The sequence below is a fragment of the Acinetobacter sp. GW821-FHT09D10 genome, from assembly GCF_059416285.1.
Map to the genome: position 1 here is coordinate 119,658 of NZ_JBWKOW010000006.1, position 25,445 is coordinate 145,102.

General features: G+C 39.6%; 27 protein-coding genes. 6 read left to right on the forward strand and 21 right to left on the reverse strand.

What is annotated here, in order from left to right:
• Positions 1-43: 43 nt before the first annotated feature.
• From tolA to AC07M3_RS14130, 8 genes are all read right to left on the reverse strand, one after another.
• Complete coding sequence (tolA, locus tag AC07M3_RS14095; RefSeq protein ID WP_494567587.1) at positions 44-1,423, reverse strand: cell envelope integrity protein TolA; 1,380 nt, start codon at positions 1,421-1,423, stop codon at positions 44-46.
• A 3-nt stretch (positions 1,424-1,426) separates the two neighbouring features.
• Positions 1,427-1,879: a protein TolR gene (tolR, locus tag AC07M3_RS14100; RefSeq protein WP_003650231.1), complete on the reverse strand. Its 453-nt coding sequence runs from the start codon at positions 1,877-1,879 to the stop codon at positions 1,427-1,429.
• Positions 1,879-2,577 (reverse strand): protein TolQ, encoded by a 699-nt coding sequence (gene tolQ / locus AC07M3_RS14105; protein ID WP_003650232.1) that lies wholly within the window; start codon positions 2,575-2,577, stop codon positions 1,879-1,881. Before tolQ ends, tolR begins: the two co-directional genes overlap by 1 nt.
• Before the next feature lie 23 nt (positions 2,578-2,600).
• On the reverse strand, positions 2,601-3,008 hold the full coding sequence (ybgC, locus tag AC07M3_RS14110; RefSeq protein ID WP_004643695.1) for a tol-pal system-associated acyl-CoA thioesterase: 408 nt from the start codon (positions 3,006-3,008) through the stop codon (positions 2,601-2,603).
• Positions 3,009-3,230: 222 nt separating this feature from the next.
• On the reverse strand, positions 3,231-4,553 hold the full coding sequence (locus AC07M3_RS14115) for a M20 family metallopeptidase (RefSeq protein WP_494567588.1): 1,323 nt from the start codon (positions 4,551-4,553) through the stop codon (positions 3,231-3,233).
• A gap of 204 nt (positions 4,554-4,757) precedes the next feature.
• Positions 4,758-5,762 (reverse strand): Holliday junction branch migration DNA helicase RuvB, encoded by a 1,005-nt coding sequence (ruvB, locus tag AC07M3_RS14120; RefSeq protein ID WP_004643694.1) that lies wholly within the window; start codon positions 5,760-5,762, stop codon positions 4,758-4,760.
• Between the two features lie 7 nt (positions 5,763-5,769).
• Complete coding sequence (gene ruvA, locus AC07M3_RS14125; RefSeq protein ID WP_209734191.1) at positions 5,770-6,369, reverse strand: Holliday junction branch migration protein RuvA; 600 nt, start codon at positions 6,367-6,369, stop codon at positions 5,770-5,772.
• Positions 6,370-6,462: 93 nt separating this feature from the next.
• Complete coding sequence (locus AC07M3_RS14130; protein ID WP_003650236.1) at positions 6,463-7,803, reverse strand: deoxyguanosinetriphosphate triphosphohydrolase; 1,341 nt, start codon at positions 7,801-7,803, stop codon at positions 6,463-6,465.
• A gap of 309 nt (positions 7,804-8,112) precedes the next feature.
• On the opposite strand from AC07M3_RS14130, the gene purL reads away from it, so the two are divergent.
• The 4 genes from purL (at position 8,113) to AC07M3_RS14150 (ending at position 13,951) form a co-directional block, all read left to right on the forward strand.
• Entirely contained in the window at positions 8,113-11,946 is a 3,834-nt protein-coding gene (gene purL / locus AC07M3_RS14135) for a phosphoribosylformylglycinamidine synthase (RefSeq protein WP_494567589.1), read from the forward strand.
• A 76-nt stretch (positions 11,947-12,022) separates the two neighbouring features.
• Entirely contained in the window at positions 12,023-13,228 is a 1,206-nt protein-coding gene (locus tag AC07M3_RS14140) for a multidrug effflux MFS transporter (RefSeq protein WP_494567590.1), read from the forward strand.
• A gap of 207 nt (positions 13,229-13,435) precedes the next feature.
• A complete protein-coding gene (locus AC07M3_RS14145; protein ID WP_265092361.1) occupies positions 13,436-13,561 on the forward strand; it encodes a KGW motif small protein in 126 nt (41 codons plus the stop codon).
• A 69-nt stretch (positions 13,562-13,630) separates the two neighbouring features.
• Entirely contained in the window at positions 13,631-13,951 is a 321-nt protein-coding gene (locus tag AC07M3_RS14150; protein ID WP_092706553.1) for a YqfO family protein, read from the forward strand.
• Here the strand turns inward: AC07M3_RS14150 and AC07M3_RS14155 are convergent.
• Positions 13,944-14,744, reverse strand: a complete 801-nt coding sequence (locus tag AC07M3_RS14155; protein WP_198079578.1) for an enoyl-CoA hydratase — start codon at positions 14,742-14,744, stop codon at positions 13,944-13,946. The genes AC07M3_RS14150 and AC07M3_RS14155 overlap by 8 nt on opposite strands.
• Positions 14,745-14,853: 109 nt before the next feature.
• Here AC07M3_RS14155 and AC07M3_RS14160 point away from each other — a divergent pair, with 109 nt between their 5' ends.
• The gene (locus tag AC07M3_RS14160) at positions 14,854-15,429 is read left to right on the forward strand and encodes a nicotinate-nicotinamide nucleotide adenylyltransferase (protein WP_133747140.1); all 576 of its coding nucleotides are present in this window, start codon (positions 14,854-14,856) and stop codon (positions 15,427-15,429) included.
• A gap of 11 nt (positions 15,430-15,440) precedes the next feature.
• Here the strand turns inward: AC07M3_RS14160 and AC07M3_RS14165 are convergent, their stop codons facing one another.
• The 8 genes from AC07M3_RS14165 to dapD form a co-directional block, all read right to left on the reverse strand.
• A complete protein-coding gene (locus AC07M3_RS14165; RefSeq protein ID WP_004643686.1) occupies positions 15,441-15,803 on the reverse strand; it encodes a glyoxalase superfamily protein in 363 nt (120 codons plus the stop codon).
• Between the two features lie 12 nt (positions 15,804-15,815).
• Complete coding sequence (locus AC07M3_RS14170; protein ID WP_151743896.1) at positions 15,816-16,385, reverse strand: CAP domain-containing protein; 570 nt, start codon at positions 16,383-16,385, stop codon at positions 15,816-15,818.
• 118 nt (positions 16,386-16,503) lie between these two features.
• Positions 16,504-16,965: a peroxiredoxin gene (locus AC07M3_RS14175; RefSeq protein ID WP_017387864.1), complete on the reverse strand. Its 462-nt coding sequence runs from the start codon at positions 16,963-16,965 to the stop codon at positions 16,504-16,506.
• Between the two features lie 18 nt (positions 16,966-16,983).
• The gene (locus tag AC07M3_RS14180; protein WP_494567591.1) at positions 16,984-17,670 is read right to left on the reverse strand and encodes a Dph6-related ATP pyrophosphatase; all 687 of its coding nucleotides are present in this window, start codon (positions 17,668-17,670) and stop codon (positions 16,984-16,986) included.
• A gap of 96 nt (positions 17,671-17,766) precedes the next feature.
• Positions 17,767-18,183, reverse strand: coding sequence for a hypothetical protein (locus tag AC07M3_RS14185; RefSeq protein ID WP_307011398.1), 417 nt, complete (start codon positions 18,181-18,183; stop codon positions 17,767-17,769).
• Positions 18,184-18,199: 16 nt separating this feature from the next.
• Entirely contained in the window at positions 18,200-18,868 is a 669-nt protein-coding gene (gene queC / locus AC07M3_RS14190) for a 7-cyano-7-deazaguanine synthase QueC (RefSeq protein ID WP_004790702.1), read from the reverse strand.
• 40 nt (positions 18,869-18,908) lie between these two features.
• Positions 18,909-19,619 (reverse strand): 7-carboxy-7-deazaguanine synthase QueE, encoded by a 711-nt coding sequence (gene queE, locus AC07M3_RS14195; protein ID WP_017387867.1) that lies wholly within the window; start codon positions 19,617-19,619, stop codon positions 18,909-18,911.
• Between the two features lie 78 nt (positions 19,620-19,697).
• A complete protein-coding gene (gene dapD / locus AC07M3_RS14200) occupies positions 19,698-20,519 on the reverse strand; it encodes a 2,3,4,5-tetrahydropyridine-2,6-dicarboxylate N-succinyltransferase (protein WP_307011402.1) in 822 nt (273 codons plus the stop codon).
• 286 nt (positions 20,520-20,805) lie between these two features.
• On the opposite strand from dapD, the gene carO reads away from it, so the two are divergent.
• Positions 20,806-21,546: an ornithine uptake porin CarO type 3 gene (gene carO, locus AC07M3_RS14205; RefSeq protein ID WP_307011405.1), complete on the forward strand. Its 741-nt coding sequence runs from the start codon at positions 20,806-20,808 to the stop codon at positions 21,544-21,546.
• A 92-nt stretch (positions 21,547-21,638) separates the two neighbouring features.
• Here the strand turns inward: carO and AC07M3_RS14210 are convergent, their stop codons facing one another.
• Genes AC07M3_RS14210 through cysT form a run of 4 tightly spaced genes read right to left on the reverse strand, consistent with a single transcriptional unit; the run spans position 21,639 to position 25,378 of the window.
• A complete protein-coding gene (locus AC07M3_RS14210) occupies positions 21,639-22,562 on the reverse strand; it encodes a CysB family HTH-type transcriptional regulator (protein ID WP_003650277.1) in 924 nt (307 codons plus the stop codon).
• A 28-nt stretch (positions 22,563-22,590) separates the two neighbouring features.
• A complete protein-coding gene (locus tag AC07M3_RS14215; protein ID WP_003650279.1) occupies positions 22,591-23,652 on the reverse strand; it encodes a sulfate/molybdate ABC transporter ATP-binding protein in 1,062 nt (353 codons plus the stop codon).
• Positions 23,653-23,663: 11 nt separating this feature from the next.
• Positions 23,664-24,548 (reverse strand): sulfate ABC transporter permease subunit CysW, encoded by an 885-nt coding sequence (gene cysW, locus AC07M3_RS14220; protein ID WP_133747132.1) that lies wholly within the window; start codon positions 24,546-24,548, stop codon positions 23,664-23,666.
• On the reverse strand, positions 24,545-25,378 hold the full coding sequence (gene cysT, locus AC07M3_RS14225; RefSeq protein ID WP_003650283.1) for a sulfate ABC transporter permease subunit CysT: 834 nt from the start codon (positions 25,376-25,378) through the stop codon (positions 24,545-24,547). Before cysT ends, cysW begins: the two co-directional genes overlap by 4 nt.
• Positions 25,379-25,445 lie beyond the last annotated feature (67 nt).

Genomic DNA, 25,445 nt, shown 5'->3' on the forward strand with positions numbered 1-25,445 from the left:
GTTACATGCCTTAAACTATTTAAAGCATGTAACTCTTTCAAAATTATTGCGCTCTAAATGTAGAATTAACACTTCTTGCTTCGCGCCTTGCATCTGGGTCTGATGGCATAGGATATGGAGCAGAGGCTTGAATTGCGGCCTTAATACTTGCATCTAAAGCATCATCTCCGCTTGAACGCGTGATTACAATTGAATTGACACTTCCCGAATCTGAGAGGGTAAAACGAACACCAACTGTTTTACCACTACTGCCCGTCGGAACATCCCAAGAGCGTCGAATTTTTTGCTCAAAATCACGTCTAGCTGAAGAAGCAACTTTTTTAGCATCAGCTTTCTTTTGAGCTGCCTCTTCTTGTGCTTTTTGAGCAGATGCAGCTTTTGCTTCAGCCTCTGCTTCAGCTTTACGTTTAGCATCGTCATTGGCTTTTTGCTGCTTAGCTTTTGCATCGGCGTCAGCTTTGCGTTTAGCGTCGTCATTGGCTTTTTGCTGTTTAGCTTTTGCATCGGCATCAGCTTTGCGTTTAGCGTCGTCATTGGCTTTTTGCTGTTTAGCTTTTGCATCGGCATCAGCTTTACGTTTAGCGTCGTCATTGGCTTTTTGCTGTTTAGCTTTTGCATCGGCGTCAGCTTTACGTTTAGCATCTTCATTTGCTTTTTGTTGCTTAGCTTTTGCATCGGCGTCAGCTTTACGTTTAGCGTCGTCATTAGCTTTTTGTTGCTTAGCTTTTGCATCGGCGTCGGCTTTACGTTTAGCATCGTCATTAGCTTTTTGTTGCTTAGCTTTAGCATCTGCCTCAGCTTTACGCTTAGCATCGTCATTGGCTTTTTGCTGCTTGGCTTTTGCCTCAGCTTCAGCTTTACGCTTAGCCTCTTCAGCGACTTTTTGTCTAGCCTTAGCATCTGCTTCAGCTTTCGCACTTTGTTCGGCTTTGCGTTTTTGTTCAGCTTCCGCTCTTGCTTTAGCTTCAGTTTGACGTTTAGCTTCAGCCTGCTGCTTTTGTGCTTCCTCTACACGTTGCTGCTCTGTTGCTTGTTTAGCTTTCGCCGCTTCTTCAGCCTTGCGTTTTTGTTCAGCTAATTTTGCTTGTTGTGCCTGTTCAGCTTTTTGCTTTTCAGCAGCGAGCTGCTGTGCAGTCGGAGGAGGGGGCACTGCTGGAAGATTTTGAGGAAGAGTTTCATCTACAATAGGGCTTAATACCTCTTTTGCTTCATTTGTAGCAGTTGTCTCTTGTTCAATTTCTTTTGCTAAAGGCGGGGGTAAATCTTCTGGCTTAACTAAAATAGTTGTTAGCTTTTTTGGCTGTTCAGGTGGTTTACTCAAGCCTAAAAAAAGCAAGCCAACAATGGCAATTGCATGAACTCCAATTGTAAAGCTCAATGCAATCGCATTTTGTTTAAAGTGTGGCTTTTGATTTTTATTCATAGCTTATTTTAAAGGCTCTGTCAGAAGGCCAACTTGAGTTAAACCTGCTTCTTGTAAACTTGCCATCAGTGATACGACCTCTCCATAAGGACGAGACTTATCACCATTGACTAAAACTGTGAGTTGTTTATTTTCTTGTTCAGCTTGTTTTTGAGCATCGCTTAAAACTTCTTCAAGTTTTTCACGAGATAATGGCTCACTATCTTTGTAATCTTCATACTGAAGATAAATATTGCCATCTTTACCAATCGTTACCATAGCTGGCATATCTTTTGATTCGATTGGATGATTATTTGCTTGAGGTAAATCGACTTTAATACCACTGGTAATCATGGGAGCAGTTACCATGAAAATAACCAAAAGTACGAGCATAACGTCAATATAAGGTACGACGTTCATATCACTTTTCAGTGGTTTTTTTATGCGCTCAAAGCGCCCTGAACGCTGAATTGCCATTATGCATCTTCCTGTGATGAACCCACAGACTGACGTTGCAATAAAGCAATCATCTCTTCAGCAAATAAAGCACGATCAGAGTAAACACTTTCGCTTTTAGACGTGAAATGGTTAAAAGCCAATACAGCAGGAATTGCAGCAAATAAACCAATTGCGGTTGCAATAAGTGCTTCGGCAATACCCGGCGCAACAGTTGCCAGAGTAACTTGATCAACAGCGGCTAAACCGATAAAGGCATTCATAATGCCCCAAACAGTTCCGAATAGACCAATATAAGGAGCTACAGAACCGATACTTGCTAAACTACCTAAGCCATATTCTAAATGGCTCTGATCACGACTCAAACCTACACGTAAAATACGTTCAGTTCCTTCAATTGTTTGTGAAACAGGAGCCTGACGTTTTTTAAGTTTAAAAAATTCACTTAACCCTTGATAAAAAATATCTTCAAGACCTGAGCGTTTTGAGTTGAGTTGAGCATTGTTGTAAAGCGTATTGAGTTCAGCACCAGACCAGAACATTTTCTGAAAATGTTCATCTTCTTGATGTGCTTTTTTATAACTCATATGTAACTTGGCAATCAGATACCAACTAAAGATTGATGCTAATAATAAAATTAGCATGACCAACTGAACGACTGGACTTGCCTGTAAAATAAGGTCAGAAATATGCAGGGTTGATTCAATGTTTGTTGCCATAGTTACATATGCCGGTTGTTTTTTTAGTCTTGTTCCAATTCTTTACGAATAAGATCACGTATTTCTTCTGGAAGACGACGAGCTATCAGTTCTTTGCTTAAACATGCCAACTCAACCTCGCCAGAAGCAAGCAAGATTTCACCACGATAAATATTTTGTTGCAACACAAATGACGCAGCTTTACATGAAACTACACGTGCTGTAACAGTAATTAAATCATCCATTAAAATAGGACGCATGTATTTTACATCAATTTTATGTACGACAAAGTTGTAGTCTTTTTGATGCCAGTAATGATCAACGCCAGAAGCACGGAGCCATTCAGTACGGGTACGTTCCATATAGCGAATGTGGTTGGCATGGTAAACAATACCACCTGCGTCCGTATCTTCAATATAAACACGAATGTTGAATTCAAAATGATTCGCCATGAGAGGATTCCGTTTTAGTTCACTATAGAGCTTTGCATTTAAAATATGACTGCTGAATAAAACATCAATTTTATTCGAAGCCACGTATATGCTTTAAATACGGGGCAGTTTAGCAGATTGCATACTAAGTCCTATGGCACAACCTTTCAATTGCGATTGCTGTATTTCTAGTCTAAAAACGGTCCAACTTATGGCTAGCATGCTTTTAAATTATGACGGTTTCTATGTGGTTTGAACTTGTTTTGATATATTCGGATAATCTAATACGAACCTTACATGTAACTCGGTTCCTGTTTTTAAGGCCTTGTCATCTACAATAAAATAAGGATTATGATTCGGTGCAGCCTGACTTACCTCTTGATTTTCTGGTGTAGCTCCTAAGAAAACAAAGAATGAAGGCATCAGTTTGCCATAATATGCAAAATCTTCACTTGCACTCGCATTATGATCTAAAACATGTAATTTTGAATCTCCAGCAACTTTGGCTAAAGTTGGCTGAATAAGTTGAGTAAGGGTTTTATCATTCATGGTCACTGGTGCATAAGGTGCAATTTCAACTTTAGCAGTTACATCATTGGCTTGAGCGTTATGCTCTATCATGACCGGTAAACTTTTTAAGATATTCGCCCGTATCTTTTCGTTATTAGAGCGAATGGTCCCGATCATATTGACCTGTTCAGGAATAATATTTCCTGCTGTACCACCTTGAATATTGCCGATACTGACTACACCCATACCTTCAGTCAGATCTGTTCTTCGGCTAATAAGACTTTGTAAATTATTAATCATCAGTGCAGATGCATAAATTGGATCTTTGCCTAACCATGGGGTAGAGCCATGGACCTGTTTGCCATTGACCTGAATACGTAAGTGATCTGCACTATTTAAAATGGCCCCATCTTTATAGTAAAGATGTCCACTTTTCATACCTGCCATGACATGCATTCCAAAAATAGCTTCTGGCTTATAGTCTTTAAAGGCGCCGTCTGCGATCATTTTTCTAGAACCGATTTGATCGCCATGAATAAAGTTATCTATATCTGCACCACCTTCTTCAGCAGGTTGGAAAAGAAAAACAACTGTGCCCGATATTTTATCTTTATTAGCAGCCAGAATTTTTGCTGCGCCTAATAACATTGCAGTGTGTGCATCATGTCCACAAGCATGCATCACATAAGTTTCTTTGCCTTGATAAATTGCTTTTTGTTTACTTGCAAAGGGTAGGCCGCTTTTTTCTTCCATCGGCAGAGCATCCATATCAGCTCGAAGTGCGATGATAGGCCCAGGTTTGTCGCCTTTTAAAATGCCGATTACACCAGTTTTTGCATAACCAGTTTTGACCTGAACGCCATAAGATTTCAATTCTTTTTGAACAAGGGCAGATGTTTTAAATTCCATATTGCCCAGTTCAGGATGTTGGTGAATGTTTTGTCTTAACTGAATAATCTGATTTTCATTTTGTTGAGCAGCATCGTTGACCCAATCTGCTAGGCTTAGTTGACTCATGAGGGCGAGTGGCAAAAATAAAGCGGCTTTCTTATACATGTCCTTATCCTAAAAATATTATTGTTCATAAGCTTTAATAGCTAGATTTCTTATAATGCAGTTTTTAAAAATATTAAAAAATCAATAAGGTATAAAGAAAGACTTAAAAGGTATCGAGTTGCTAATTGATTGATAAGACAATTATTATTTTAGTTAATAGAATAGTTGAATTAAAAAAAGGAAGAGAAAATTCTCTTCCTTTGGCTAGTTTTTAGGCTCAGGTGGAGTCAATCCAAACTGTAAATAAGATTGATTGGTTGCAATACGACCTCGAGCAGTACGCATCACATAACCTTGTTGAATCAAATAAGGTTCAAGAACGTCTTCAAGAGTGCCGCTATCTTCAGCCATTGCTGCTGCAAGCGCTTCAACTCCAGCAGGACCACCATCAAAGCGCTCTAATAGCATGCTCAAATAACGTCGGTCTAGGGTGTCTAAGCCTGCCTTATCAACATTGAGCATATCAAGAGCACGTTGCGCCATGTCATGGGTCACTTCACCTGTACCTTTTACTTGTGCATAGTCACGCACACGACGTAATAAACGATTGGCAATACGAGGTGTTCCACGTGCACGGCGTGCAACTTCTTCTGCACCCTCAACTGTAATTGGCACATTCATTAAGTTTGCAGAACGCGACACAATATGAGTGAGGTCTTCTACAGAGTAAAACTCAAGACGTTGTACAATACCGAAACGGTCACGTAGTGGCGAGGTAAGCAAGCCCGCACGTGTAGTCGCAGCGACGAGTGTAAAAGGTGGTAAATCCAGTTTGATTGAACGAGCAGCAGGACCTTCACCAATCATGATATCCAGTTGGTAATCTTCCATCGCTGGGTAAAGAATTTCTTCAATAACTGGAGAAAGACGGTGAATTTCGTCAATGAACAAGACATCGCCTTCTTCAAGGTTGGTAAGCATTGCAGCTAAGTCGCCTGCACGCTCCAAAACCGGGCCCGAAGTAGATTTAAGATTACCGCCCATTTCACGCGCAATAATGTTGGCAAGTGTGGTTTTACCCAAGCCGGGTGGACCAAAAATCAGCGTGTGATCGAGTGCTTCACCACGACCGCGAGCAGCGCCAATGAAAATTTCCATTTGTTCGCGTACTACAGGTTGCCCAATATAGTCGGCAAGTGAAGTTGGTCGAATCGCCCGATCAAAATGATCTTCTGGTTTTTCTGCTCCACTGATTAAACGGTCTTGCATAATTGTTTTACTTCATCATTGATTTTAGAGCAGCGCGAATAATATCGGCTGATTCGGTGTAATCGGCTTTAACAGCAGCAACAGCTTTTTGTGCCTCAAGTGGCTTGTAACCTAAAGATTGCAAAGCTGCTTCTGCTTCTGCCACAGGTGAGTTTGCAGTAAACTGAATTTGAGGTAGGGTAGCTGAAGAGGAAGTTCCTTGAGCCAATGTTTTGAAACGGTCACGAAGTTCAATCATTAAACGCTCGGCTGTTTTTTTGCCAACGCCTGGGACTTTTATTAACGTGTTGATGTCGTCATGTTCAATCGTGTGCACAAGTAACTCAACACTTAACGTCGATAGAATCCCTAATGCCATTTTCGGGCCGACACCATTTACTTTTAATAAGGTGCGGAAAATTATTTTTTCTTGAGCATCACTGAAACCGTAAAGCTGTTGAGCATCTTCACGGACAACCAAATGCGTCCATAACGTAACTTTTTGGCCTTTTTGTAATTGGCAAAATGTTGAAAGTGGCGTATCAATTTCATAACCCACACCATTTACATTCAGTAAGACAGTAGGGGCTTCCAGGGCAAACACTTCGCCAATTAAACATCCGATCATAGAGTAATTTCACTTATTCATAACTGTAAATCTGGTCGTTCTAACATTCATTGAAAACGACACAGGTTTTATTTCTTTCTATATCAAGCCAGCTTAAAACAAGCCAATTTTATTACCTTGTAACTCTTGAGCCAAGCTATAAGCCTGATGATCTGAGAACTTACTGATAATATCGAGTACTTGCATAATATTACTGTAGTGATTATTGCTAAAGTTAGCACCATACAGATTAAGGATAGACATTAAACGTTGTTCTTTAAAGCTCAAAGATTTATGTGGCGTGGTCAAAGGTACAAATGCATCCAAAATTGTTTGCAAACTTTGATGCGCAATAATTTCTAAACCAGACTTTTGGGGATGTTCAAAAATTTTGTCGCGTGCCAGATTCTTGGCTGTTTCGATACCAATTGCAATATCGGGGGAACAATATTGTAAAAGGTTGCCTTTAAGCTGACCGGTAATAATTTCATAATGATGTTTAGCGAAAGCTGTGGTGACTTCATCCACAAGCCGTTTCATAACACGACCACGTAATGCTGAAATCTTTTGTTGCCACGTACTGTCTGGGTGTGACAATTCTTCAGGCTGACCATAATCGGCAATAAGGTTTAAGAAAATTGGCTCAACTTCTTGGTAACTCAGCATATTCAAGATAATGCCATCTTCTAAGTCAATTAAGGCATAGCAAATGTCGTCAGCGGCTTCTAATAAGTAAGTCAGTGGGTGACGACAATAATGATATTCACCTAACTGAATAAGCCCGAGTTGTTCAGCAATCTGTTTTAAAATTTCTTTTTCAGACTGATAACAACCAAACTTTGCTCGCTGATGGGAAGGGCGATCACCTTGTGAAGCAATGGTTTTTGAAAGCCATGGATACTTTAAATAAGCGCCTAAGGTTGCATAGGTTAAGCGCATCCCGCCATCATTTGGATGATAGTCAATGCGACTTAACAAACGTAATCCTTGAGCATTACCCTCAAACTGACGAACATCGGCTTCTTCTTCGGGGCTTAGTTTCTTCAAGAAATCATCATGTGAGGCATCATCGAACCATTCGCGAATTGCATATTCACCTGCATGCCCAAAAGGTGGGTTACCGATATCGTGAGCCAGACAGGCTGCTTGAATAATTGCCCCGACATCGGCAGGAGAAATCCAGACAGGTAATTCATTTTTTATTTTTTCTGCTGCGAGCATGCCCATTGAGCGGCCAATACAGGAAACTTCAAGTGAGTGGGTTAGGCGAGTGTGAATGCCATCATGCTGTGCGAGTGGGTGAACTTGTGTCTTACGATTTAGCTGACGAAAACTTTGAGAAAATATAATGCGGTCATAATCTTTATGGAATGGGCTACGAGCCAGTTCTGTACTGCTTTTTTTACTACCTAAACGAACTGCAGAAAGCAGCTCTAACCAACGCATTTGTTCCATTTATCATTATTCAAAAATGTAAAACCTGATCATGCCAAAAAAAAGTTAAAAGCACTAGCTTGGTGCGACATAGTTTGTCTTAGTTCAGGTTTTATTATGTTATTGAATAAACATGAAACAATTTATTTTTAGTTAGAATGCCTAAAAAAATGATTTTGAACAAAAAACTAATCACTTCTTGCAGAATTAGGTTACAGAATACTGATTCTACATCTAGCTGATTTTAGCAAGAAGCAGTAGAATATGCGCTCTCTCTAAAGTCACATTGCGGTAAGGTTCACAAGACCTGCCCGTGGAGCCAAAATCAACATGTTTATCGTGGCCGGTGCAGCAGCACATTCTTCTTTTAAGAAAGCTCAACTATTAACACGTTTATCGTCAATTAGTTCTGTTCAATCTTTTGACAGCCAATGGGTCTATTTGTTTGATCAAGCGCTCAACGAGCAGCAACATCAATCTGCTTTGCAATTATTGAATGACGGTGCGTCTTTTGAACTTCGTCAATCTGCAAGTGATGAGATTCAGATTTTAGTTACGCCACGTGTGGGTACTATTTCACCTTGGTCTTCTAAAGCAACTGATATTTTCAAAAACTGTAATACGCCAGTACATCGTTTAGAACGTGGTCTTTTATTTACGTTAAAAGGTGTTTCTGAACTTTCTAATGAAGTTAAACAAGTACTTCATGATCGTATGACAGAAACAGTTTTTGCTCAAATTGATGATGCAAAAGCATTATTTTCAGAAACGGCACCAAAACCATTAAATTCAATTGATATCTTAGGTCAAGGTAAAGAAGCTTTGGTTAAGGCGAATAATGAGTTCGGTTTTGCGTTATCTGAACAAGAAATTGATTACCTAACTGAAGCATTCGGTAAGCTGGGTCGTAATCCAAATGACATCGAGTTAATGATGTTTGCACAGGCAAACTCTGAGCACTGTCGTCATAAAATCTTTGGATCTGAATGGACAATTGATGGTGAAAAACAACCATTATCATTGTTCCAGATGATTAAAAACACTTATAAAGAATCTCCAACTGATGTGTTATCTGCATATAAAGATAATGCTTCAGTGATTGTAGGTTATGACACGATGCGTTTTTATCCGAAAGCGGATGAAAATGGTCACTTTATTTATAAATATAAGAGTCAAGCTGCTCATATTTTAATGAAGGTTGAAACCCACAACCACCCAACAGCAATTTCTCCATTTGCTGGTGCTGCAACTGGTTCAGGCGGTGAAATCCGTGATGAGGGTGCAACAGGTCGTGGTGGTAAACCAAAAGCGGGTTTAACAGGTTTTACAGTTTCAAACTTAAACATTCCTGGTTTTGAACAACCTTGGGAAGAAAACTACGGTAAACCTTCACGTATGGCATCGCCATTACAAATCATGATTGAAGGTCCATTAGGTGGCGCGGCATTTAACAATGAATTCGGTCGTCCTGCGTTAAATGGTTATTTCCGTACTTTCGAACAGAATGTAAATGGTGAAGTGAAAGGCTTCCATAAACCAATTATGATCGCTGGTGGTTACGGTAATATCCGTCCAGACCATGTAGAAAAAGATGCGATTCAACCAGGTGATTTACTCATTGTATTGGGTGGCCCTGCAATGTTGATCGGTCTTGGTGGTGGTGCTGCATCTTCTGTAGATAGCGGTACAATGGGTGAAAGCCTTGATTTCGCTTCTGTACAACGTGAAAACCCAGAAATGGAACGCCGTTGTCAAGAAGTGATCGATACTTGCTGGCGTTTAGAAGACTTCAACCCAATCGTTTCTGTACACGATGTTGGTGCTGGTGGTTTATCAAATGCTATGCCTGAACTTGTGAATGATCATGAGTTAGGTGCTGTACTTAATCTTCGTAAGATTCCTTCATTAGAGCCGGGCATGAGCCCAATGGAAATCTGGTCAAATGAAGCACAAGAACGTTATGTTCTCGCAATTCGCCCAGAATCATTGGATCAGTTCGAAGCAATCTGTGCGCGTGAACGTTGTCCATTTGCTGTGTTAGGTGAAGCAACTGAAGCACGTCACTTAACAGTTGAAGATCCATTGTTCCAAAACGATGCTGTTGATATCCCAATGCAAGTAATGCTTGGTGGTACACCACGTATGCAACGTTCTTATGAAACTATTGAACGTAGTGGTGATGATTTCGACGCTTCAAAAGTTGATTTGAAAGATGCGATTTTCCGCGTATTGAAAAACCCTACAGTTGCGTCTAAATCATTCTTGATTACCATTGGTGACCGTTCAATTACAGGTATGGTTGCACGTGACCAAATGGTTGGTCGTTGGCAGGTTCCTGTTGCAGATGCAGCAGTAACGACAACAAGTTTGCAAGGTTTCACTGGTGAAGCAATGGCAATGGGCGAACGTCCACCAGTTGCATTGTTAAATCCAGCGGCATCTGCTCGTTTAGCAGTTGCTGAAGCAATTACCAATATTGCATGTGCGAACATTGAACAAATTAGCGATATCAAACTTTCTGCAAACTGGATGGCTGCTGCTGGTCAAAAAGGTGAAGACCAAGCATTGTTTGAAGGCGTGAAAGCAATTGGTATGGAAATGTGTCCTGCTTTAGGAATTGCGATTCCAGTAGGTAAAGATTCACTTTCAATGCGCACAACTTGGAATGACGACGGTGAAGATAAAGCCGTCACTTCTCCAATGACAGGTGTAATCACTGCGTTTGCTCCAGTGACTGATGTTCGTAAGACCCTAACACCTGAACTTAAAAATCTGGAAGATTCAGTACTTGTACGTATTGATTTATCTAAAGGTCAGTTCCGTTTAGGCGGTTCGATTCTTGCGCAAGTATATAAAGCAATTGGTTCAATCACTCCAGACGTTGATAGTTTTGATGATTTCAAAGCGTTCTTTGCTTTAATCCAAGACTGGAACAACCGTGGCTTGATTCAGGCTTACCATGACATCGGTGATGGTGGTTTATTAGCCTCTGTAGCTGAAATGATGTTTGCTGCGCGTTTAGGTGTTGCATTAGAAGACCAAACTCAAGCAAGTTTGTTTGCAGAAGAAATTGGTGCAGTACTTCAAATCAAAGCAACTGATTGGGAAGCTTTACAAGCAGAAATCGCTGCTTCTAGCTTGAAAGATGCAATTGCTGTAGTTGGTCGTGTAAATAACTCAGATCAATTATCTGTAAATGGTTTAACTCTAGATCGTGCTGAATTACAACAAGCTTGGTCTGAGGTATCTCATCAGATCCAACGTCTACGTGATAATGTAGAAACTGCTGATCAGGAATTTTCATTAATTACTGATAATGCACATCAAGGTTTGATTGCTAAACCAACATTCGATTTGAATGAACCTGTTGAAGCGCCGTTTATCAACACACGTCGCCCAAATATGGCAATCTTACGTGAACAAGGTGTAAATGGTCATATTGAAATGGCAGCAGCCTTTGATAAGGTTGGTTTCAATACTGTTGATGTGCACATGAGCGATTTACTTGCTGGTCGTGTTAGCCTAAGTGATTTTGAAGGTTTGGTGACTTGTGGTGGTTTCTCTTACGGTGACGTAATGGGTGCTGGTGGTGGTTGGGCAAAATCAGTATTGTTCAACGCTAAATTACGTGATCAGTTTGAACAATTCTTCCATCGCGATGAAACGTTCAGCTTAGGTATCTGTAATGGTTGCCAAATGTTGTCACAATTAGCGCCACTTATTCCAGGTGCTGAACACTGGCCACGTTTCCACCGCAATATGTCAGAAGTTTTTGAAGCTCGTAGCGTAAACGTTCGTGTTGAAAAATCTGTTTCTGTATTGCTTGATGGTATGGAAGGTTCAATCTTACCGATTGCTGTTGCACATGGTGAAGGTCGTGCTGTTGCAAGTGAAAGTGCTCTTGCTGGTTTAAATGCAGGTAACCAAGTGGCATTACGCTATGTTGACAGCCTTGGTAACCCAACTCAGCACTATCCATTGAACCCGAATGGTTCGCCTGAAGCGATTACTGGTGTTACTTCTAAAGACGGTCGTGCAACGATTATGATGCCACACCCAGAACGTACTTTCCGTGCGCTTCAGCATTCTTGGAAACCAGAAGAGTGGACTGAAGATGGTGCATGGTTACGTATGTTCCGTAACGCACGTAAGTTTATTGGTTAATGTAAAGATTGAAATAAGCCACCGTAAGGTGGCTTATTTATGTGTAATAGAATATTAAAAATAGTGGAGAAGAAAAATGAAATCAAAAATCCATTTTCGTGAGTTTGCACTGCTCATGGCATTACTCATGTCGATTGTTTCTTTTTCTATTGATGCAGTTTTACCAGCTTTAGGTGAGATTGGACGTATTTTTGAATTAAAAAATAATAACCAGTCACAATGGGTCATCATTGGTATTTTTTCAGGAATGACAATCGGGCAGCTCATTGCGGGACCGTTATCTGATGCAATCGGGCGTAAACGGATTTTATTCACAGGAATTATTATTTATTTTCTGGGAAGTTTATTGTGCTTTTCCACACAAAGTTTTGAGTGGTTTTTAGTTGGGCGCTTTATTCAAGGTATCGGTGTTTCAGGGCCTTATGTTGCCTCTATTTCCATCGTGCGGGATAAATACAGCGGAGCTCAAATGGCTCGCATCATGTCTTTAATTATGATGGTATTTATGGTTGCTCCAGCAATTGCACCGAGTTTGGGGCAACTCATTATTCATTTCTTTGGTTGGCGTGAAATCTTTGTTTTATATATGGTCTATGCGACAGTTGTGGGAGCATGGGTCGCTTTACGACTAGAAGAGACTTTACTTCCCGAAAATCGTTTACCTATGCGTATAAAAGCATTTAAAGAAGGCTTTAAAGAAGTTGTGAGTAATAAAACCACCATGAGCTATCTATTGTGTGCTGGCTTCTGTTTTGGTGGATTTATTGGTTATTTAGGTACGTCACAGCAAATTTTTATGCAGCAGTTTGGGAAAACAGGGCAAGAGTTTAGTGCTTATTTTGCTGTACTGGCAGGTGTAATGGGAATTGCATCATTTACAAACTCTAAAATTGTTATGAAGTTTGGTATGCGTCCAATCTGTATTTATGGCTTTCTTGGACTGTGCTTAATTTCTTTGATTTTCTTGTTGATTCAACTTGCGGGTGTAACGGTATCATTTTGGATGTTTATGCTTTATGCCTGCATTTTGTTTTTATTGTTTGGAACCCTCTTTGGTAATTTAAATGCGATTGCAATGGAACCGATGGGACATGTTGCTGGAATGGCATCGGCTATTATTGGTGCAGCTTCTTCTGTATTGTCACTTATTCTTGCTTCTATCATTGGGCAGTTATATAACGGCACATTGATTCCAATGACCTGTGGTTTTGTCATTTTGTGTGGTTTAGCTTTTGCTATGACAATATATGAGAATAGATATTTAAAGAAATCGAATGCTTAAAATTATATTAAAGATGAAGATAGATTACTGAATTTTAAAATTTTCTTCAGACTAAGATTTGCATATGGATGAGTGCAGCTCTTTTGAGCATTTTAGACAACTTATGAGACTATAGACATAGAGCTATTTATCCCCGTATGCTTGGTCCGTTCGAGGTTGGTTCAGTTTTTGCTTTCTCTGTAACAACGATAAAAATCGGAGATCAAAATGATGAAAAACAAATATCACATAAGAACGTTTTATAATAAAGATAAAGGCTGGCGCTTATTTGGCTTGGCGCTTGCTATTCAAATACTCTTTATTGGAGCAAATTATTTAGCAATGATGAGCTGACTTTGCTTCTAAAGCTTTCTTAACGGTATGATCTAAATCTAATTCATAAAGTTTTGAGTCATTCTTGTTATGTTAAAGCTGATTTATTACGTACCTGAGTCACATCTTGAATTAACTAAACAAGCCATTTTTTCTGCTGGTGCAGGTGGTATCGGTAATTATGAACACTGCGCATGGCAAGTGAAAGGAATAGGGCAGTTTAAGCCAGTTAAAGGGGCTGCTCCCTATATTGGGCAGCTAGAAGAACTTGAACAAGTTGATGAGTGGCGTGTTGAAACAATTGTGCTTGAAGAAAAAGCAAATGCGGTAGCGAAAGCATTAAAGGCAAGCCATCCTTATGAAGAGCCTGCCTTTGAGTTTATTCAAATCATAGAAATTGATTTTAATTAAACTGAGAGAAATCTGGTTTACGTTTTTGCATAAATGCTTGAACAGCCTCTAGCATTTCAGGTGAGCGCACACGTTGCATAAAGATTTCAGCTTCATGATCAACACATTCGATAATCTGTTCTAAATTATGCTTCATGAGTGCTTTGGTTTGTTTCAATGATGCAAGAGGCAAGGCCGTTAATTGTTGAGCAGTTTGTTGAGCTGAAACATAAGCATCTTCAACTACTTCATTGACTAAACCTGCTTGCACCGCAGTTTCTGCATTAAACTTTTTCGCAGTAAATAGCAGCTCAGCTGCTTTATGGTAGCCAGCTTGTTGAACAAGTAATTGACTTGCACCACCTTCTGGAGAAAGACCTAGGCTTACAAATGGAATTTGGAAAAGAGCGGTGTTGTCAGCAAAAACTAGATCTGCATGCAATAAAATTGTAACGCCAATACCAATTGCAACGCCTTTTACCGCAATGATAAGTGGTTTTGATAATTTGGCAGCCGCTTTAAGTAAAACGAATGGTGGGACGTCTCCTGCTGGGCCGATGTTAGGATTTTGTACAAAACCCATAAAATCTTTCATGTCATTGCCAGCTGTAAAATCTTGTTCTACACCGCGTAGAACGACTACTCTAACTTCTTTATTGAGATCGGCTTCATTCAGTGCTTTGGCAATCCATAAATAAAGTTCGCCGTACAATGCATTCTTTGCATCTGGGCGATTTATGGCTAAGGTGAGTACGCCACCTTCTAAATTTGCGTTTAAATGTTGATGAGGTTGTTGAATACAGCTAAGTGTCATCGTACTATCCTTGCTTTAAACCACGTTGTTAATTTTTAGGTTCTCATTATGGCGCATATTTTTTGTAATGAGCGTTACTGATGAGTTCATAAAAAGTGAAAATCTAATTATGTATAAATTTGACTATCTCGTTTTTATAGGTCGCTTTCAACCATTTCATTTGGCTCATATGCAGACAATTGAAATTGCCTTACAGCAAAGCCACTATGTGGTTTTGGCATTAGGCTCTGCGCAAATGGAACGCAATATTAAAAATCCATTTCTTGCGATTGAACGAGAGCAAATGATTTTATCTAATTTCTCATTAGATGAGCAAAAACGTATTAAATTTGTGCATGTGGTTGATGTTTATAATGATGAAAAATGGGTGAAACAAGTCAAATCTTTAGTGAATGGTGTGATTGAACCGAACTCAAAAGTAGGTTTGATTGGACATTTTAAAGATGAGTCTTCTTATTATTTAAAACTTTTCCCTGAATGGATTATGGTTGAACTCGATAGTTTAAAAGATTCTATTTCGGCTACTCCGATGCGTGAAGCTTATTATCGTGGTGAAATCCAAACTGAATTTTTTCCTGTAGGAACCATTCAGTTTTTGGATGAATTTCAAAAAACACGTGTTTATCAGCAATTGCAGCAACGATTTGAAGAGGACGATCTCTCTAATCTAGATGAGTTTGAATAAGAGCATATAGCTTAAGCATCTGCCCAAAAGATAATTCGGTTGGAAAACGGATCGGTGATACTGAGTTCAAGTGTTTCCCAATCTGTTTTTTCAACCTGAGGTTTGGCGAACTTATAATCTTTTTGACTCAATTCGCTATGCAACTCATAAATAGGTTCCCAATAAATGCGGATTGCACTATGTGGGCTTGCATCTCCAAAATGCTCAGATAAATGAATAACGCAATCATCTTTGGAAATTTGTAGATATAACGGAAAGTTATCTTCAAATTGATGTTGCCAATCAAGTTGGAAACCTAAGAATTCAAGATAAAATGATTGGGCCAAATCAACATCAAAAATTCTTAAAATTGGGGTGATTGAACCTGATTGCATCATTTTTTCCTTTTAACGTGTACCAAATTGTTGAGTCCAATAGCTCTTTTGTTTTGCAGACTGATCGGAAGCACAAGCGATTGCGTAAGTTGTAAATTTGGGATTCATTAGATTACTACAATGTAGAGGACTCGGCAGCCATTTAGACATAACTTCACTCAAAGTTTTCTGGCCGCTAGCGACATTTTCACCATTGGCTTTACCGAGTGTATTATAAATTTTCAAACGTGACTTTAAGTCTAGTCCTGTTGAACTCACATGTCCCAGAAAGTTATGTTTTGCCATATCTTCACTATGAGAAAGTGCACCTTTATATAAATTATTATTCCAACTTAGCGGTTTAGCAGCAGGGAAAAATTGTTGACCACACTGGCGTGGTTGTTGGCGGATCTGGTTAATTGTATTAAGTATGGCCTGTTGATAAGCTGGGTTTTGTAAATCTTGGCAGCTTATTTCAATGGCAGTTTTCTGAATTTGAGCAATTGATGGGGTGGTGTCGGTTGGCATGGGTAATGTATTTGCACTACATGCACCGATAAAAAGAGTCAAAGGCAGTAAAGAGTAATTTTTGAGTAGACTCATGTGAACGCCTTAAAATAATTATTCTAATGTTTTTATCATACGCCAAAGTAAAATTATTGAGCAATTCTTTGCAATAAAAAAGCGAGTTCGATACTCGCTTTTTTATTGCATACGTTTATTAAGCCGATTGAAGGGCTTTTAGGTCTTCAAGTACTTGTTCAGCGTGTCCTGCTGCTTTGACTTTACGGTAGCTTTTAACTAAGGTTTTGTTATGGAAAATGAAAGTAGAGCGTTCAATTCCCATAACTTTCTTGCCATACATATTTTTTTCTTTAATAACATCAAAATGATTACAAAGTACTTCTTCTTTGTCGCTAATGAGGTCAATCGTGAGCGCTTGTTTTTCAGTGAAGTTTTGATGTGCCTTTACCGAGTCGCGTGAAACACCGAAAATACGTGTACCCAAAGCTTCAAATTGGTCTTTTAAACAAGAGAAACCGACTGCTTGTGTTGTACATCCAGGGGTTGAATCTTTTGGGTAGAAATAAATGATTAACCATTCATTTTCGACCTCGGCCAAGTTCACTTCACCGTGGGTAGTAGGGAAAACCTGATTTGGTAATTGAATATTCTCAGTCATTTCTCATCCTTCAAAAAGCTAAATTTGATCTAATTCAAGTGGTAAAAAAGCATATTCTTCATGATAAACAATATCGAGCTTTCTTACAGGAATTGGTTTGTTAAAAATTGGACCGTCAATCACAGTGGTATGAAATTCACCGCCTTCACCACATGGATCAATACCGCGATTCTCAAGTTCTTGGATATATTCTAAGGTTAAAGTTTTCCCTAGATCTCCAATTGTCATGCCTAGTTTTAAGTTCACTGTCACAATGACACTATGGAAACCAAGATTGATAAACTCTTCAACAACCTCACGATGTGGAAGTAGCCAAAGAGGCATGCCTAATTTGAGTCCTACTTGTTGAGTGATCCGATCATGCCAACATCCATGTTCAGGCATATCAAGGTCACCTGTAACGAGTACCTCGGCACCTTGTTGTTTTGCATGAGTTAGTAATTCAATAAATTTAGCTTCATAGTCATTCCAACTTGATGAGGTCATAAATACGGGTAGGCCGATTGCTTTAGCTTGTGCTTGAATAATATCAAGTGGCATAGCATGTGAACGAGAGCGCTGGCCTTGTTCTTCTAGCATGACGATGAGTCCACTAACCGTACCAGTTTGCATTGCATGGTAGAGTGCAAGGGAGCTGTCTTTGCCCCCACTAAATGAGACAATAGACTGTTTGTTAATTGCGTTGGTTTTCCATTGTTCTTGCATGGTTTATTTCAAATGAATTGGTCAAGATCGATTTTATTTTAACAGAGCTACAAAAAAGCCTGCATAAATGCAGGCTTAATTTGGAGGAACAAAAGCTTATTTTTTAGGAGCTTGTTGTTGAGCTGCTTTCATTGCATCTTCAGTTAATTTTTCAAGTTTAGTTGTTAACTGAGGACCGAAACATGCTTTAAGATCACGGTTTTGTTGTTGTACAAATCCTAGAGAGCTTGGGCTTTTCTTCGCATTGATTGCACTTTGGATTTCCCATTTTTGTGCTTCAGTTACTTTACCTTGTGCTTCAACTTGGCAGCTACAGAATTTGCTAACTTCAGATGAACTTAGTTTGCCGCCTTTAGCTGTTTGATCTTTACAAACGTTAACTAATGAACCTTTAACGTTAGTACTTTTATATGCTGCTTGTACTGGGTTTTCCGCAGCATGTGCTGCACCAGCCATAAGAGCAACAGTTGAAAACAAAGATGAAAGAATAAGATTTGATTTTAACAACTTCATAAATTTTACCTACTTATTACGGTATATAGCGTGTTGGGTCGGCAACACCGGCCTCGATAAAGCCTTCTTTACGCAAACGGCAACTGTCACATTTGCCACACGCACGTCCTTGAGCATCTGCTTGGTAGCAAGATACCGTTTGACTATAGTCTACGCCATGTTCAATCCCTAAACGTATAATATTCGCTTTGGATAAATGTAACAGCGGTGTTTCAAATTTAAGTGGTTTTCCTTCCACGCCAGCTTTCGTTGCTAAACGTGCCATATTGGCAAAAGCGTCAATAAATTCAGGGCGACAATCAGGATATCCTGAATAATCAACGGCATTGATACCAATAACAATCGCTTCAGCATTGAATACTTCTGCTGCTGCTAGGGCATAAGAGAGGAAAATAGTGTTACGTGCTGGTACATAAGTTACAGGAATACCTTCTTGTAACTGTTCTGGTACGGCAATGTTGTGGTCTGTAAGTGCAGATCCACCTAAATTAGCCAAATCGATATTAATTACACGATGTTCAACACCTGCACGTTGAGCTAATGCTTTTGCTGCATCGAGTTCAGTGGTTGAGCGTTGACCATACATAAAACTAATAGCAATACATTCATAGCGTGCTTGTGCCCAAGCTAGGCAAGTGGTTGAGTCTAAGCCGCCTGAAAGTAAAACAATGGCACGAGGGCGCATATTTTTCTCCATATTCGGAATGATTTATTTTATTGAGTGATTAGCGACCTGATTCGTCATTCCACAGCAGTTTATGTAACTGAAGTTGGAAACGAACAGGTAATTTATCATCCAGTATCCACTGTGCCAGATCACGCGCTAGACGTGGCAGGCCAACAGCACCTTTTTCAACTGCAAAGGCAGGGGAGAACCAAACGGTACTGACTTTTTTATGCAGTTGATATTTTTCAACTTGTTGCTTTGACCATTCATAATCTTCGCGGTTACAAATGACGAATTTAATTTGGTCATGCGCAGTCAAATGATCAAGATTGCTGATGAGGTTACGATGTTCCTCACCAGAAGTTGGAGTTTTTAAATCGAGAACTTTAGAAACACGCGAATCTACTTTTGAGACATCGAGCGCGCCACTGGTTTCTAAAGAAACATCAAAGCCAGCTTCACATAGACGTTGTAATAAAATCAAACAGTTTGGCTGTGCAAGAGGTTCACCACCAGTTACACAAATATAAGGTGTTTGAAATTGTGTAGCTGTTTCAATTATATGTTCAAGTGAAAAACGTTCACCACCTTCAAAAGAATAAGTGGTATCACAATAGCTACAACGTAATGGACAGCCCGTTAGACGAATAAATACAGTCGGTAGGCCAGAGGCATTTGCTTCACCCTGCAACGAGTAAAAAATCTCGGTAATGCGTAAACCGGACGCAGGGTCTGAGACAGGGATTGCAGAGGAACGTAAGGAAGCCATTCTAGAAATACCACACTATATAAAAAATAAAATCTCTACGATCAGTGTTGACCGTAGAGATGTTTGATCAAACTGAAATTAGTCAGCGCGTAACAAATCATTCAAACTTGTTTTTGCACGTGTTTTTGCATCAACTTTTTTCACAATAATTGCAGCATATAAGCTGTATTTACCATCAGCAGACGGCAGGCTACCTGCTACAACAACTGAACCTGCTGGAACGCGACCATAATGGATTTCGCCAGTTGCGCGGTCATAAATTTTAGTCGATTGACCAATGAAAACGCCCATTGAAATTACTGAGCCTTCTTCAACAATAACGCCTTCAACGATTTCTGAACGCGCACCGATAAAGCAGTTGTCTTCAATAATGGTTGGGTTAGCTTGTAATGGTTCTAAAACACCACCGATACCTACACCACCAGACAAGTGAACATTTTTACCGATTTGAGCACATGAACCTACAGTTGCCCATGTATCAACCATTGTGCCTTCATCTACGTAAGCACCGATGTTGACATAAGATGGCATTAACACTACGTTTTTAGCTTGGAAGCTACCACGACGTGCTACAGCAGGAGGAACAACACGAACACCTGCTGCTTTAAATTGCTCTTCAGTCCAACCAGAGAATTTAGTTTCAACTTTGTCGTAGAAACGAAGATCACATGACTCGATTGGTTTATTGTCATTTAGTTTAAATGATAATAAAACAGCTTTTTTTAACCATTGGTGAACAACCCATTCACCATTGATTTTTTCAGCAACTCGAAGTGTACCGTTATCTAAACCAGCAATTGCTTCTTCAACAGCTTGGCGGATTTCGCTTGAGCAATCTGCTGCAGTAAAATTTGCGCGGTCTTCAAATGCTTGCTCAATGATCGTAGAAAGCTGAGACATGATCTTCCTTCCATAAAAAATTTTAAAGATTTTACACTAATTTGTGACAAGAATCTTTGAAAAAACGTGTTACGTTTAATCGAGGGTATAAATGAGGTAAATGAAATTAAGCTTATTAGATAATCAAGTGTTTTTTACACAAAAATGATTTGAAAATAAAAAATTAACTCAATTTGTATCAAAAAATAACAGAAATCTAGCATTTTTTGTATAAAAAAGACTCTAAGCTCTTTTATTATGATTTTAGTCACAAAATTAAAAACAGAGCCTTTTTGAGGAGAAAACTATGAAAGCATTACGTGTTTTAGTAACAACAACAGCTTTATTTGCTGCTGGTGCTGCAATGGCAGATGAAGCTGTTGTTCATGACAGCTACGCATTTGACAAAAACCAATTAATTCCTGTAGGGGCGCGTGCAGAGGTAGGTACAACTGGTTACGGTGGTGCTTTATTATGGCAAGCAAACCCATATGTAGGTTTGGCACTTGGTTATAATGGTGGTGACATTTCTTGGTCTGATGACGTAAAAGTCAATGGTTCAACTTATGACATTGATATGGATAATAACAACGTTTATTTAAATGCTGAAATTCGTCCATGGGGTGCAAGTACTAACCGTTGGGCTCAAGGCCTATATGTAGCAGCTGGTGCAGCATATCTTGATAACGATTATGATTTGACTCGTAACGTTGATGCGACTCGTTCATTCCGTGTCAATAACCAAGACTTTATTGCGGGCGCCGATGGTGTAAAAATTAATGGTCAAATGTCTTACAAAAATGACATCGCTCCATATTTAGGTTTTGGTTTTGCACCTAAAATCAATAAAAACTGGGGTGTATTCGGTGAAGTAGGTGCTTATTACACTGGTAACCCATCAGTTAAACTTGTTTCAACAGGTTCAGCAGTTACAACTGGTGACCAGTCACTTGAAGAAGCAGTAAATGCGGAAGCTCGTAAAATCGCGAATGACGATAAATACCAATGGTTACCAGTTGGTAAAGTTGGTGTGAACTTCTACTGGTAAGATCCTAAAGAAAAAACGAGCTACGGCTCGTTTTTTTTGTGTTTAATAAAAATAAAAGAGCTAAAAAGCTCTTTTATTTTTTCCTTAATTTTTTATTCATCCGGATAAGCAATTTTCTTAAGTGCTTTAATATCGGCATCAGGTGAGCATAAAGAAATAAACTCATAACCATAACCGCGTAATAGATGACCTTTACGAACGGCAATCCATGTCGTATTGACACCAAAAATATCAGTTTTAGTTTGTTTTAAACGATGATCACGTTCTGTGTCATAAGCTACGGCATTGACAATTCCGACTCCCATGCCCAATTCGACATAAGTCTTGATAACATCCGCATCAAGAGCTGACATCACGATATCTGCATCGAGGTGAGCTTCTTCGAAAGCTTTGTCAATTTTAGATCGACCTGTAAAACCGCCATGATAAGTTATGAGAGGGTAGTCCGCTAAAAGTTCAAGCGTAATCTTGTCCGCCTTCACTAAAGGATGATTTTGCGGTGTGATAATACTGTGTTGCCATTGATAGTAAGGGATACTCGCTAGATTTTCTTCAGTCGTTAAAGACTCTGTAGCAATCCCAATATCTGCTTCACCTTGTAAGAGCATTTCTGAAATTTCAACAGGGCTGGCTTGTTGTAAAATCAAATGAACTTTAGGAAATAACTTCTTAAATTGATTGACGATTGGAGGCAGTACATAACGTGCCTGAGTATGGGTCGTCGCGATCGTTAATGTCCCTTCATCAACTTTATTAAAGTCTTCCGCAAGACGTTTAATATTTTCAGCATCAACTAACATGCGTTCAACGATGCCAAGAAGAGATTGTCCTGGTTCGGTTAAACCTAAAAGACGTTTACCTTTTCGTATAAAAAGTTGTACACCTAGCTCGTCTTCTAAATCTTTAATATGTTTACTTACGCCTGATTGGGACGTGTAGAGCGCAGCTGATGCTTCGGTTAAGTTAAAGTTTTGGCGTACAGTTTCTCGGATAATTCTTAATTGTTGAAAGTTCATTCACACTTTTCCTTACCAAATATATTTCTTAAGCAACTTGATCTGCAAATAAGTGCAGTTGAGATGCACTTACCCAAACGGTTTGATTCGGTTTAAACGCATGTAATTTTGCAGCTTCATTGCTTAGAGCAATCTCAATTAAACGTCCATTACGGTCTTGTAATTCCGCCACAACTTTTCCAGCAATCCAGATTTCACGTACAAAAGTCGCTTCAATAGTATTCGCCTGCGGTTGCGAGTGAATATGTAACTCATCTGGACGGGCAAAAGCAATCACTTTTCCTTGAGGCGCCTCAACTAACGTTGGTAATTGAATACGGTCATTGCCAATACGGATAATACCGCCTGTGTTTTCACCTTCAAAACGATTTGCCTGACCTAAGAAATCAAATACAAATGGTGTTGATGGTTTTTCATAAACTTCACGAGGTGAACCAATCTGCTCTACATTACCTTTATTCATTACAATAATCTGATCGGCAACTTCAAGTGCTTCTTCTTGATCGTGGGTTACGAAAATTGAAGTAATATGCAATTCATCATGTAAGTTGCGTAACCAGCGGCGTAATTCCTTACGAACTTTGGCATCTAGCGCACCAAATGGTTCATCAAGTAATAATACTCGTGGCTCTACTGCCAAGGCGCGGGCTAAAGCAATACGTTGACGTTGTCCGCCCGAAAGCTGAGCAGGGTAGCGGTCTGCCAAAAATCCAAGTTGAACTAGATCAAGTAAACGAGTAACGCGTTTTTTAATTTCAGCTTCTGAAGGACGTGTTGCACGTGGACGAACACGTAAACCAAAGGCAATATTGTCAAATACAGTCATGTGACGGAATAAAGCATAGTGTTGAAATACAAAACCGACCTGACGCTCACGCACATGTACATTGGTTGCATCTTCGCCTTCAAGTAACACTTGACCGCCATCAGCTGATTCTAGGCCCGCAATAATACGAAGTAGGGTTGTTTTACCGCAACCAGATGGGCCGAGTAGGGCAACCAGTTCACCTTCAGGAAAATCTAGGGAAATATTTTTAAGCGCATGGAATGCACCAAAGTGTTTTTCAATATTTTTAACTTGAATACTCATGATTTCATTCCTTACGAATCAGTTGAATGTGGTTCTGGTTTGTCTTGATGTATTTCTAACCACGTTTTCAATACCAGTGTTAATAGGGCTAAGAAAGCAAGTAATGAGGACACGGCAAACGCTGCGCTAAAGGTGTACTCGTTATATAAAATTTCGACATGAAGTGGCAGGGTATTGGTTTCACCACGGATGTGGCCAGAAACTACAGATACTGCGCCAAACTCACCCATTGCACGGGCATTACATAGGATCACGCCGTAAATCAAACCCCATTTAATGTTTGGTAGTGTGACTTTCCAAAAGGTTTGCCATCCTGATGCGCCGAGTACAATCGCTGCTTCTTCTTCTTCAGTTCCTTGAGCCTCCATGAGTGGAATTAACTCACGTGCGACAAATGGAACAGTAATAAAAATAGTGGCTAAAACAATTGCAGGTACGGCATATAAAACTTTGATGTCATGTTCCATTAACCAACCGCCAAACCAACCTTGGGCACCAAAAATCAATACAATCATTAAACCGGCAATAACGGGTGAAACCGAAAAAGGCATATCGATGATGGTTGTTAAAATTGCCTTACCTCTAAACTGGAACTTAGACACAGCCCATGCAGCGCCAACACCAAATATCACATTAATTGGTACAGCAATTGCTGCGGTTAATAAGGTCAATTTCACTGCCGATAGCGTGTCTGGATCAATCAACGCTTGAACATAGACTTCAAGTCCTTGTTTAAATGCTTCTACAAAAACCAGAATGAGTGGCAACATCAGGCAGCTTAAGAAAAAAATCAGAGCCACGGTAATGAGCGTGTAACGTACCCAAGTTGGTTCACGTGTCGCATCTCGTGATTGCAATTTAAACGCTAGTGCATTGCTGTCAGTATGTAGGTTCATGTGACATTTCTCCCTGTACGACGGTTTGCCCACGCTTGAAGTAAATTAATGGCAAATAAAATGATGAAAGAGAGAACTAACATGACCGCAGCAATCGTTGTTGCGCCTGCATAATCATATTCTTCAAGACGTGAAATGATCATGAGTGGAGCAATTTCTGTTTTAAATGGCTGGTTACCTGCAATAAAAATAACTGAACCATATTCACCCACACCGCGGGCAAATGCTAAAGCAAAACCTGTGAACAAAGCTGGTAGTAATATCGGTAAAATAATTTTAGTAATCGTCTGCCAGCGATTTGCACCAAGTGCTGAAGCTGCTTCTTCAAGCTCAGTTTCGATATCACTGAGTACTGGTTGAACTGTTCTTACAATGAATGGAATACCAATGAAGACCAATGCCAACGTAATGCCGATTGGGCTATATGCGACTTGAATGCCTAGAGGTTCGAGATATTGACCAATCCAGCCAGTAGGTGCATAGAGTGAAGTAAGTGCAATACCTGCAACTGCAGTTGGAAGAGCAAAAGGTAGATCGACTAATGCATCAACCAGACGTTTCCCTGGGAAGTTGTAACGTACAAGGCACCAAGCCAGAAGTAAGCCAAATACAACATTAATAAATGCTGCTATTAAAGCTGAACTAAAACTGAGTTGAAGCGATTTTAAAATACGTTCAGACGTTAAAATTTCCCATAATCCGTCCCATCCAATTCCAAATGATTTGATAAAGACTGCGGCTAATGGAATAAGCACAATAAAAGACACATAGGCGAGGGTGAAGCCCAAAGATAGACCAAACCCAGGCAGCACTCGGGATCGCTGCGACATGATATTTCCTCAAAGAGAAAAGCCTGCTGAAACCAGTAAGCGAATAAATAAAGATAAACGGTGCGAT

What these genes read in the sequence shown, in the direction of transcription:
- tolA (WP_494567587.1), bottom strand. Translation starts at nt 1,423, where the DNA reads ATGAATAAAAATCAAAAGCCACACTTTAAACAAAATGCGATTGCATTG.
- tolR (WP_003650231.1), bottom strand. Translation starts at nt 1,879, where the DNA reads ATGGCAATTCAGCGTTCAGGGCGCTTTGAGCGCATAAAAAAACCACTG.
- tolQ (WP_003650232.1), bottom strand. Translation starts at nt 2,577, where the DNA reads ATGGCAACAAACATTGAATCAACCCTGCATATTTCTGACCTTATTTTA.
- ybgC (WP_004643695.1), bottom strand. Translation starts at nt 3,008, where the DNA reads ATGGCGAATCATTTTGAATTCAACATTCGTGTTTATATTGAAGATACG.
- AC07M3_RS14115 (WP_494567588.1), bottom strand. Translation starts at nt 4,553, where the DNA reads ATGTATAAGAAAGCCGCTTTATTTTTGCCACTCGCCCTCATGAGTCAA.
- ruvB (WP_004643694.1), bottom strand. Translation starts at nt 5,762, where the DNA reads ATGCAAGACCGTTTAATCAGTGGAGCAGAAAAACCAGAAGATCATTTT.
- ruvA (WP_209734191.1), bottom strand. Translation starts at nt 6,369, where the DNA reads ATGATCGGATGTTTAATTGGCGAAGTGTTTGCCCTGGAAGCCCCTACT.
- AC07M3_RS14130 (WP_003650236.1), bottom strand. Translation starts at nt 7,803, where the DNA reads ATGGAACAAATGCGTTGGTTAGAGCTGCTTTCTGCAGTTCGTTTAGGT.
- purL (WP_494567589.1), top strand. Translation starts at nt 8,113, where the DNA reads ATGTTTATCGTGGCCGGTGCAGCAGCACATTCTTCTTTTAAGAAAGCT.
- AC07M3_RS14140 (WP_494567590.1), top strand. Translation starts at nt 12,023, where the DNA reads ATGAAATCAAAAATCCATTTTCGTGAGTTTGCACTGCTCATGGCATTA.
- AC07M3_RS14145 (WP_265092361.1), top strand. Translation starts at nt 13,436, where the DNA reads ATGATGAAAAACAAATATCACATAAGAACGTTTTATAATAAAGATAAA.
- AC07M3_RS14150 (WP_092706553.1), top strand. Translation starts at nt 13,631, where the DNA reads ATGTTAAAGCTGATTTATTACGTACCTGAGTCACATCTTGAATTAACT.
- AC07M3_RS14155 (WP_198079578.1), bottom strand. Translation starts at nt 14,744, where the DNA reads ATGACACTTAGCTGTATTCAACAACCTCATCAACATTTAAACGCAAAT.
- AC07M3_RS14160 (WP_133747140.1), top strand. Translation starts at nt 14,854, where the DNA reads ATGTATAAATTTGACTATCTCGTTTTTATAGGTCGCTTTCAACCATTT.
- AC07M3_RS14165 (WP_004643686.1), bottom strand. Translation starts at nt 15,803, where the DNA reads ATGCAATCAGGTTCAATCACCCCAATTTTAAGAATTTTTGATGTTGAT.
- AC07M3_RS14170 (WP_151743896.1), bottom strand. Translation starts at nt 16,385, where the DNA reads ATGAGTCTACTCAAAAATTACTCTTTACTGCCTTTGACTCTTTTTATC.
- AC07M3_RS14175 (WP_017387864.1), bottom strand. Translation starts at nt 16,965, where the DNA reads ATGACTGAGAATATTCAATTACCAAATCAGGTTTTCCCTACTACCCAC.
- AC07M3_RS14180 (WP_494567591.1), bottom strand. Translation starts at nt 17,670, where the DNA reads ATGCAAGAACAATGGAAAACCAACGCAATTAACAAACAGTCTATTGTC.
- AC07M3_RS14185 (WP_307011398.1), bottom strand. Translation starts at nt 18,183, where the DNA reads ATGAAGTTGTTAAAATCAAATCTTATTCTTTCATCTTTGTTTTCAACT.
- queC (WP_004790702.1), bottom strand. Translation starts at nt 18,868, where the DNA reads ATGCGCCCTCGTGCCATTGTTTTACTTTCAGGCGGCTTAGACTCAACC.
- queE (WP_017387867.1), bottom strand. Translation starts at nt 19,619, where the DNA reads ATGGCTTCCTTACGTTCCTCTGCAATCCCTGTCTCAGACCCTGCGTCC.
- dapD (WP_307011402.1), bottom strand. Translation starts at nt 20,519, where the DNA reads ATGTCTCAGCTTTCTACGATCATTGAGCAAGCATTTGAAGACCGCGCA.
- carO (WP_307011405.1), top strand. Translation starts at nt 20,806, where the DNA reads ATGAAAGCATTACGTGTTTTAGTAACAACAACAGCTTTATTTGCTGCT.
- AC07M3_RS14210 (WP_003650277.1), bottom strand. Translation starts at nt 22,562, where the DNA reads ATGAACTTTCAACAATTAAGAATTATCCGAGAAACTGTACGCCAAAAC.
- AC07M3_RS14215 (WP_003650279.1), bottom strand. Translation starts at nt 23,652, where the DNA reads ATGAGTATTCAAGTTAAAAATATTGAAAAACACTTTGGTGCATTCCAT.
- cysW (WP_133747132.1), bottom strand. Translation starts at nt 24,548, where the DNA reads ATGAACCTACATACTGACAGCAATGCACTAGCGTTTAAATTGCAATCA.
- cysT (WP_003650283.1), bottom strand. Translation starts at nt 25,378, where the DNA reads ATGTCGCAGCGATCCCGAGTGCTGCCTGGGTTTGGTCTATCTTTGGGC.